This window comes from Pseudoduganella guangdongensis, assembly GCF_009857475.1.
Lineage (GTDB): Bacteria > Pseudomonadota > Gammaproteobacteria > Burkholderiales > Burkholderiaceae_D > Rugamonas > Rugamonas guangdongensis.
The window spans coordinates 159495-165627 of sequence record NZ_WWCJ01000012.1; the positions used below are offsets into that span (position 1 = coordinate 159495).

Sequence of the window (6133 nt, forward strand, 5' to 3'; positions counted from 1 at the left end):
CCGCTATTGCGGCGGCACGTTGACTTCGTGCCGCTGCCCCAGGCGTTTGAGCTCCCCGCTCTCCACCATGCGCTGAAATTCAGCATCGAACTCCTTGCGCAGCGCGTCCGACGCGTGGCGCTTGGGGAAGCCGAAATAGCCATCCTGCACCTCGATCACCTGCGGCAACATGGTCAATTGGCCTGCAAAACCGAGCCGCCCCAGGACCGGTTCCGTGTTGCGGCGGTTGCTGGCGAACATTTGCGCATGCTGCGCCGCCAGCATCTTCAAACCGCTGTCCACACTGTTGACGATATCAAGCCGAAGTTGCGGGCGAGCCTTGTCAAAAGCCGCGCCGTAGGCCCAGCCATTCACTATCGCGATGCGCCGCCCCGTCAAGGCGTTGTAATCCCCATTCCATTCCGCGCCGGAGCCTTTGCGGACGTAGAAGACCATCTGATCCTGGTAGAACGGCAATTTGGAGAAGGCCATGATTTGCTGGCGTTCGAAGGTCTTGTAGGGGCCGACCAGAATGTCGGCCTTGCCTTGCGCCACCAGGGCTTGGGCGCGGGCCCAGGGATACAGTTCGAAAATGGCGCGGTGGCCAAGGCGTTGCGCGATCAGGCGCACGATTTCCGGACCGAAGCCGACGATCTCGCCTTCCTGGCCGCGCTCATAGACACGTTCGAAGTGGGTGCCGATCACCAGCAGGTCGCGGGCGGCGGCTGGCAGGCAGCAAAGCAAGGCGAAGACGGCGGCAGAGAAATGGCGCATGATTCCTCCCTATGTCCGCCCCATGATACCATTTCCTAATGCCAAATCCAGCCATCTTACGCCCTGCCCGGCTGGCCGATTCTGCGGCCTTGGAAGACCTGATCCGCCGATCCGGCATCGCGCTGAGCAAAGGTTTCTATACGGAGGAGCAAGCCGCAGCCGTCACGCGGTATGTGTTTGGCGTGGACACGCAGCTGGTGGAGGATGGCACGTATTTCGTGCTGGAGCGGGAAGGACTGCTGCTCGCTTGCGGCGGGTGGAGCAAACGTGCCGCGCTGTTCGGTGGCGACCGGCACAAGTCCGGGCCGGACCCTTTGCTGGACCCGGCAACCCAGCCTGCGCGCATCCGTGCCTTCTTTGTCGACCCAGCCGTGCCGCGCCAGGGTCTGGGGCGACGCTTGATGGAGCACTGCGAGCAGGAGGCGGCACAGGCCGGTTTCACGACCCTGGAACTGGCCGCCACCCTGCCGGGCGTACCGCTTTACCGCGCCTGCGGCTTCGAGCTGGTTGAGGATTTCGCGCTGGACTTACCCGGCCCCGTTTCAATCCCCCTGTCGCGCATGCGCAAGCACCTCGCCTGATCAGCGTCCGCCCGAAGAAGGCAGCGAGAGGTTGGACGACGGACGGCCGGCGCGCTCCACTGCTTCGCGGTCGGCGACGGCCACGTTCTCCGTCGAGCGCTTGCGGCGCAGGTGCGAACCAGTGACCTCTTCGCGCTCTTCAGTTTGGGCCAGTCTTTGCTGGGTTGCTTTGGCCTGGCTTGGATCGTTGCTTGCTGGATCGGAGGCGCAACCAGCAAAAAGCAAACACAGGCTGACTGCGGTCAAGGCTTTGATCATTGTCTTAATCCCAACGGTTGAAAGGAATGCTGAGAATAGCATAGGATAGGTAATAACATTGTAATAATGTTTATCTTCCTATTAACTATTAAAGCCTCTACCTTCGGCGGCCAAGCGCGTGAGCAAAGGCGCCGGTCGCCACGCCTCGCCATGCCGCCCAGCGGCAAATGCCGCCATGGAACGCAGCACATTGGTCAAGCCCACCGTGTCCGCATAAAACATCGGGCCGCCCCGATGCAGCGGGAATCCGTAGCCGGTCAGGTAGACCATATCGATATCGGAAGCGCGCAGGGCGATGCCCTCCTCCAGGATCAGTGCACCTTCGTTGACCAGTGCGAAGACCAAGCGCTCAACAATTTCCTGCTCGCTGACCGCGCGCCGGGCAAGGCCCAGGGCAGCCGCATGTTGCGCGATCATCTCGTTCACCAGCGCGCTCGGGTGGGCTGTGCGGTCGCCTTCCTTGTAGTCATACCATCCTGCCATGGTTTTCTGCCCAAAGCGGCCCATTTCGCACAGCAAATCGGCGGTCTTTGAGTACACTACTTCCGGCTTCTCGACATAGCGGCGCTTGCGGATATACCAGCCGATATCGTTGCCCGCCAGGTCGCTCATGCGGAATGGCCCCATCGGGAAACCGAAATTCTCAATCGCCTTATCGACCTGCTCCGGCGTTGCCCCCTCCTCCAGCAGGAAGCCAGCCTGGCGGAAGTACTGTTCAATCATGCGGTTGCCGATAAAGCCATCGCAGACGCCCGACACCACGCCGGTCTTCTTCAGCTTCTTCGCCAGGGCCATGGTGGTCGCCAGCACGTCTTTGCCGGTTTCCTTGCCGCGCACAATTTCCAGCAGTTTCATCACATTGGCCGGGCTGAAAAAGTGCATGCCCACCACGTCTTGCGGACGTTTGGTAAAGGCGGCAATCTTGTCCAGGTCCAGGGTCGAGGTGTTGGAGGCCAGGATTGCACCGGGCTTCATGACCGCGTCCAGCTGGCGGAACACGGCCTCCTTCACGGCCAGGTCCTCGAACACGGCCTCGATCACGATGTCCGCATCGGCAATCGCGCTGTAGTCAAGCGTGCCGCTGACCAGGGCCAGGCGCTGCTCGAATTTGTCCTGTGTCAGCTTGCCCTTTTTCAGGGCGTTCTCGTAGTTCTTGCGGATGGTGGCCAGCCCTTTGTCCAGGGCCTCCTGCTTTGTCTCCAGCAGTAGCACCGGAATGCCGGCGTTGGCAAAATTCATGGCAATGCCGCCGCCCATGGTGCCGGCGCCGATAACGGCGGCTTTGGCGATGGTGCGGGTCGGCGTATCCGCCGGCACGTCAGGGATCTTGCTGGCGGCGCGTTCGGAGATGAAGGCGTGGCGCAGCGATTTGCACTCGGTGGTCTGCATCAGGTGCAGGAAGCGCTCGCGTTCGAATTTCAGGCCATCCTCAAACGCCATCGTGACGGAGGCCGCCACCGTTTCCAGGCATTCCAGCGGCGCCGGGAATGGGCCGGACGCCGCCTTCACGCTGGCGCGGCTTTGCTGCAGGAAGGCTTCATGCCCTGGAAATTCGACTTTGCGGTCGCGCACTTTCGGCAGCGGCCGCGCATCCGCGACAGAGGCGGCAAAGTTGCATGCTTCGGCCAGCAAATCAGCGCCCGCCGGCAGCAGTTTGTCAAACAAAGCTGTCCCAGCCAGCATTTCGGACATGACCGGCGTGCCCGTGACGACCATGTTCAGCGCCATTTCCAGGCCCAGCACGCGCGGCAGGCGCTGTGTGCCGCCAGCCCCCGGCAGCAGGCCGAGTTTCACTTCCGGCAATGCGATCTGGGCGCCCAGCAAAGCCACGCGGTAATGGCAACCCAGTGCCAGTTCCAGTCCCCCACCCATCGCTACCGAATGGATCGCTGCCACCACCGGTTTGCTGCAACCTTCCACGGCGTTGATCAGGGTGTGCAGGGTCGGTTCAGTCAACGCTTTCGCCGACCCGAATTCCTTGATATCGGCACCGCCCGAAAACGCCTTGCCGGCGCCGGTCAGGACAACAGCCTTCACCGCATTGTCCGCCTCTGCGCGCCGAATGCCTTCAATGGCGGCAGTGCGGGTGGCCAAGCCAAGCCCGTTCACTGGGGGGTTATTCAGGGTAATAACCGCAATGGAACCTTGGACTGCGTAATCTGCACTCATGAGTTGTCTCTTCCTTTTAATGTGGTCGGCAGGCACTTTGACAGGATTATATTTGAGTTTCCTCAAATTAATCGAGGAGCCGGCCCCGAATTACTGCAAGCACTTGATTTCAATCAGGAATCCTATCGGGCATAAATGAACGTCAACTCCGTTTTCATTATGTCCAGACATATTCACCACAGCTGCACGAAACTCCGGAAATCCGCTTGATGGCCAGAAATACACGGCCTAAGATCTTCGCAGGAGGGCAAAACCATGAAGAATAGCATTGTGTTATCGGTCTTCATCGCCAGCCTCGCCACGCCGGCATTTGCTGCCGGGCAGGAGCTGTATGCTCCGGGGCGTATCCTGGTCGAACCGCGTGCCGGACTTGCGCTCGACGGTATGTCCAGGATGCTCCAGGTCCACGGCGGCAACAAAGCCCGCAAGCTGGGCCAGAGCAATATCCATATCATTGAACTCCCCAGAGGTTCCGAGCGCGCCATGGTGAATAAGCTCAGGAACAACCCCCACTTCAAGTACGCTGAACTGGACCGCGCGGTGCCGGTGGTTTTGACCGCCAACGACCCCTATCTGGGCAGCGAATGGCATATCAACAAAATTGGCGCCCCAGCCGCCTGGGATAGCACGCAGGGCGCTGGCGTCACGATTGCGATCCTGGATTCAGGCGTCGATGCAGCCCAACCCGACCTCGTCGCCAACCTTGTGCCCGGCTATAACAGCTACGACAACAACACCAACACCGCCGATATCTGCGGCCACGGCACCAAAGTGGCTGGCGCGGCGGCGGCGGCAACCAATAATGGCCTGGGCGTCGCCGGTGTGGCCGGGCAAGCCAGGATCATGCCGATCCGGATTGCCTTCCTGAACAGTGGCGCCTGCTACGCCTACTTTTCCACCATGGCCAGCGGCCTGACCTGGGCCGCAGACCATGGCGCCAAAGTTGCCAATATCAGTTATGCCAGCGTGCCCAGCAGCTTTGCAGTGCAAAGTGCCGCCAACTACTTGCGCAGCAAAGGCGGGCTGCTCTTTGTTTCTGCCGGCAACTACAATCGCGACGAAGGTTTCACGCCCACCAACAGCATGATTGCCGTCTCGGCAACCACCTCGACCGACGCACGCGCCAGCTTTTCCAGCTATGGCGCCTTCGTCGGCCTGGCTGCGCCCGGCGCCAACATCTACACCACCGTCAAAGGCGGCGGCTACGGCGGCGTGAACGGCACGTCCTTCTCCAGCCCGATCACGGCGGCCGTGGCGGCGCTCGTGATGGCGGCCAACACGACACTGAATCCGGACCAGGTGCAGAACATCCTGTTCAGCACAGCGGTGGATCTGGGTACGCCCGGGCGTGACATCTATTTCGGCTACGGCCGTGTGAATGCCGCGGCTGCTGTCGCGGCGGCCCTGGCGTTGCCGCCACCAGACACCACCGCGCCAACTGCGACCGTGGCCAGCCCGCTCGCCAACAGTACGGTGTCAGGCCTGGTGCCGGTGAGCGTGACCGCCGGCGATAATGTGGCGGTGACGCGGGTCGACCTGAAAGTCAACAACACCGTGGTCGCCTCCGACATTAGCGGCCCTTTTGGATTCATCTGGGATTCGAATGGCGTGGCGAATGGCATGAACAGCTTGGTTGCCATCGCCTATGACGCGGCCGGCAACGCCAGCACATCCAACGCGGTCGCGGTAAACGTCGCCAACACAGTCACCAGGCCGCTGGCCGACACCGTCCCGCCAGTCGTGGCGATTGCCAACCCCTCCCCTGGCGCAGTGAATGGCATGGTCAGCATCGCCGTGAATGCATCGGACGATAGCGGCGCCGCCGGCATCTCGCTCAGCCTGTACATAGATGGCCAGTTGAAAGCATCCGGCAGCGGCTCGACCCTTTCATTCAATTGGAACTCGCGCAAGGATGCGCCGGGCAGTCACACCCTTCAGGCGGTAGCGCGCGACCAAGCCGGGAATACGGCCAGCAACACGGTCCAAGTTAATCGTTGAGTTAATATCGTTTCGCTTATGGCCCGAGCAACCCGGGCCTTTTTTTATTTAAACTCAATATTCTTTTTCCGAAATAGACGATACCTCCAGATAATATTCAAGTCATTGAATTAACGAAGGTTTCTTTTATTTCAGACTTAATTTCCACAGGCCAAAAAAGTTTTTCGAATAGTGCTTGCCATCATGCAAGTTACTGATTAAGATTCCCTACAGCAAGATCTGAAACAGGGCAAACCATCCGAAAGGGTGGGACGCAAAGTCAACGGTCTAAAGGGCTTCGGCCCCATGACGGCAGGACTGCCAGACAAAAGCTTCCCGGGAGGGCCGTGCGCCCTGTTGCCGGATGCAGTCTTCTACCGGCCTCGGCCGGCAGG

The 6133-nt window shown here is 60.5% G+C and carries 5 protein-coding genes and 1 riboswitch; of the genes, 2 read left to right on the forward strand and 3 right to left on the reverse strand.

The genetic code is table 11. The annotated features are described in order from the left end of the window. Positions 1-3 precede the first annotated feature (3 nt). The gene (locus GTP41_RS17865; RefSeq protein ID WP_161026930.1) at positions 4-753 is read right to left on the reverse strand and encodes a substrate-binding periplasmic protein; all 750 of its coding nucleotides are present in this window, start codon (positions 751-753) and stop codon (positions 4-6) included. Between the two features lie 89 nt (positions 754-842). On the opposite strand from GTP41_RS17865, the gene GTP41_RS17870 reads away from it, so the two are divergent. Further along, a complete protein-coding gene (locus tag GTP41_RS17870; protein ID WP_308700861.1) occupies positions 843-1334 on the forward strand; it encodes a GNAT family N-acetyltransferase in 492 nt (163 codons plus the stop codon). Here GTP41_RS17870 and GTP41_RS17875 read toward each other — a convergent pair whose 3' ends face one another. Both GTP41_RS17875 and GTP41_RS17880 read right to left on the reverse strand, forming a co-directional pair. Beyond that, entirely contained in the window at positions 1335-1592 is a 258-nt protein-coding gene (locus tag GTP41_RS17875) for a hypothetical protein (RefSeq protein WP_161026932.1), read from the reverse strand. Between the two features lie 81 nt (positions 1593-1673). Beyond that, positions 1674-3761: a 3-hydroxyacyl-CoA dehydrogenase NAD-binding domain-containing protein gene (locus tag GTP41_RS17880; RefSeq protein WP_161026933.1), complete on the reverse strand. Its 2088-nt coding sequence runs from the start codon at positions 3759-3761 to the stop codon at positions 1674-1676. 255 nt (positions 3762-4016) lie between these two features. On the opposite strand from GTP41_RS17880, the gene GTP41_RS17885 reads away from it, so the two are divergent. Next, entirely contained in the window at positions 4017-5759 is a 1743-nt protein-coding gene (locus tag GTP41_RS17885; protein ID WP_161026934.1) for a S8 family serine peptidase, read from the forward strand. Positions 5760-5977: 218 nt separating this feature from the next. Further along, positions 5978-6064: riboswitch (cyclic di-GMP riboswitch) on the forward strand. The last annotated feature ends 69 nt before the right edge of the window (positions 6065-6133 follow it).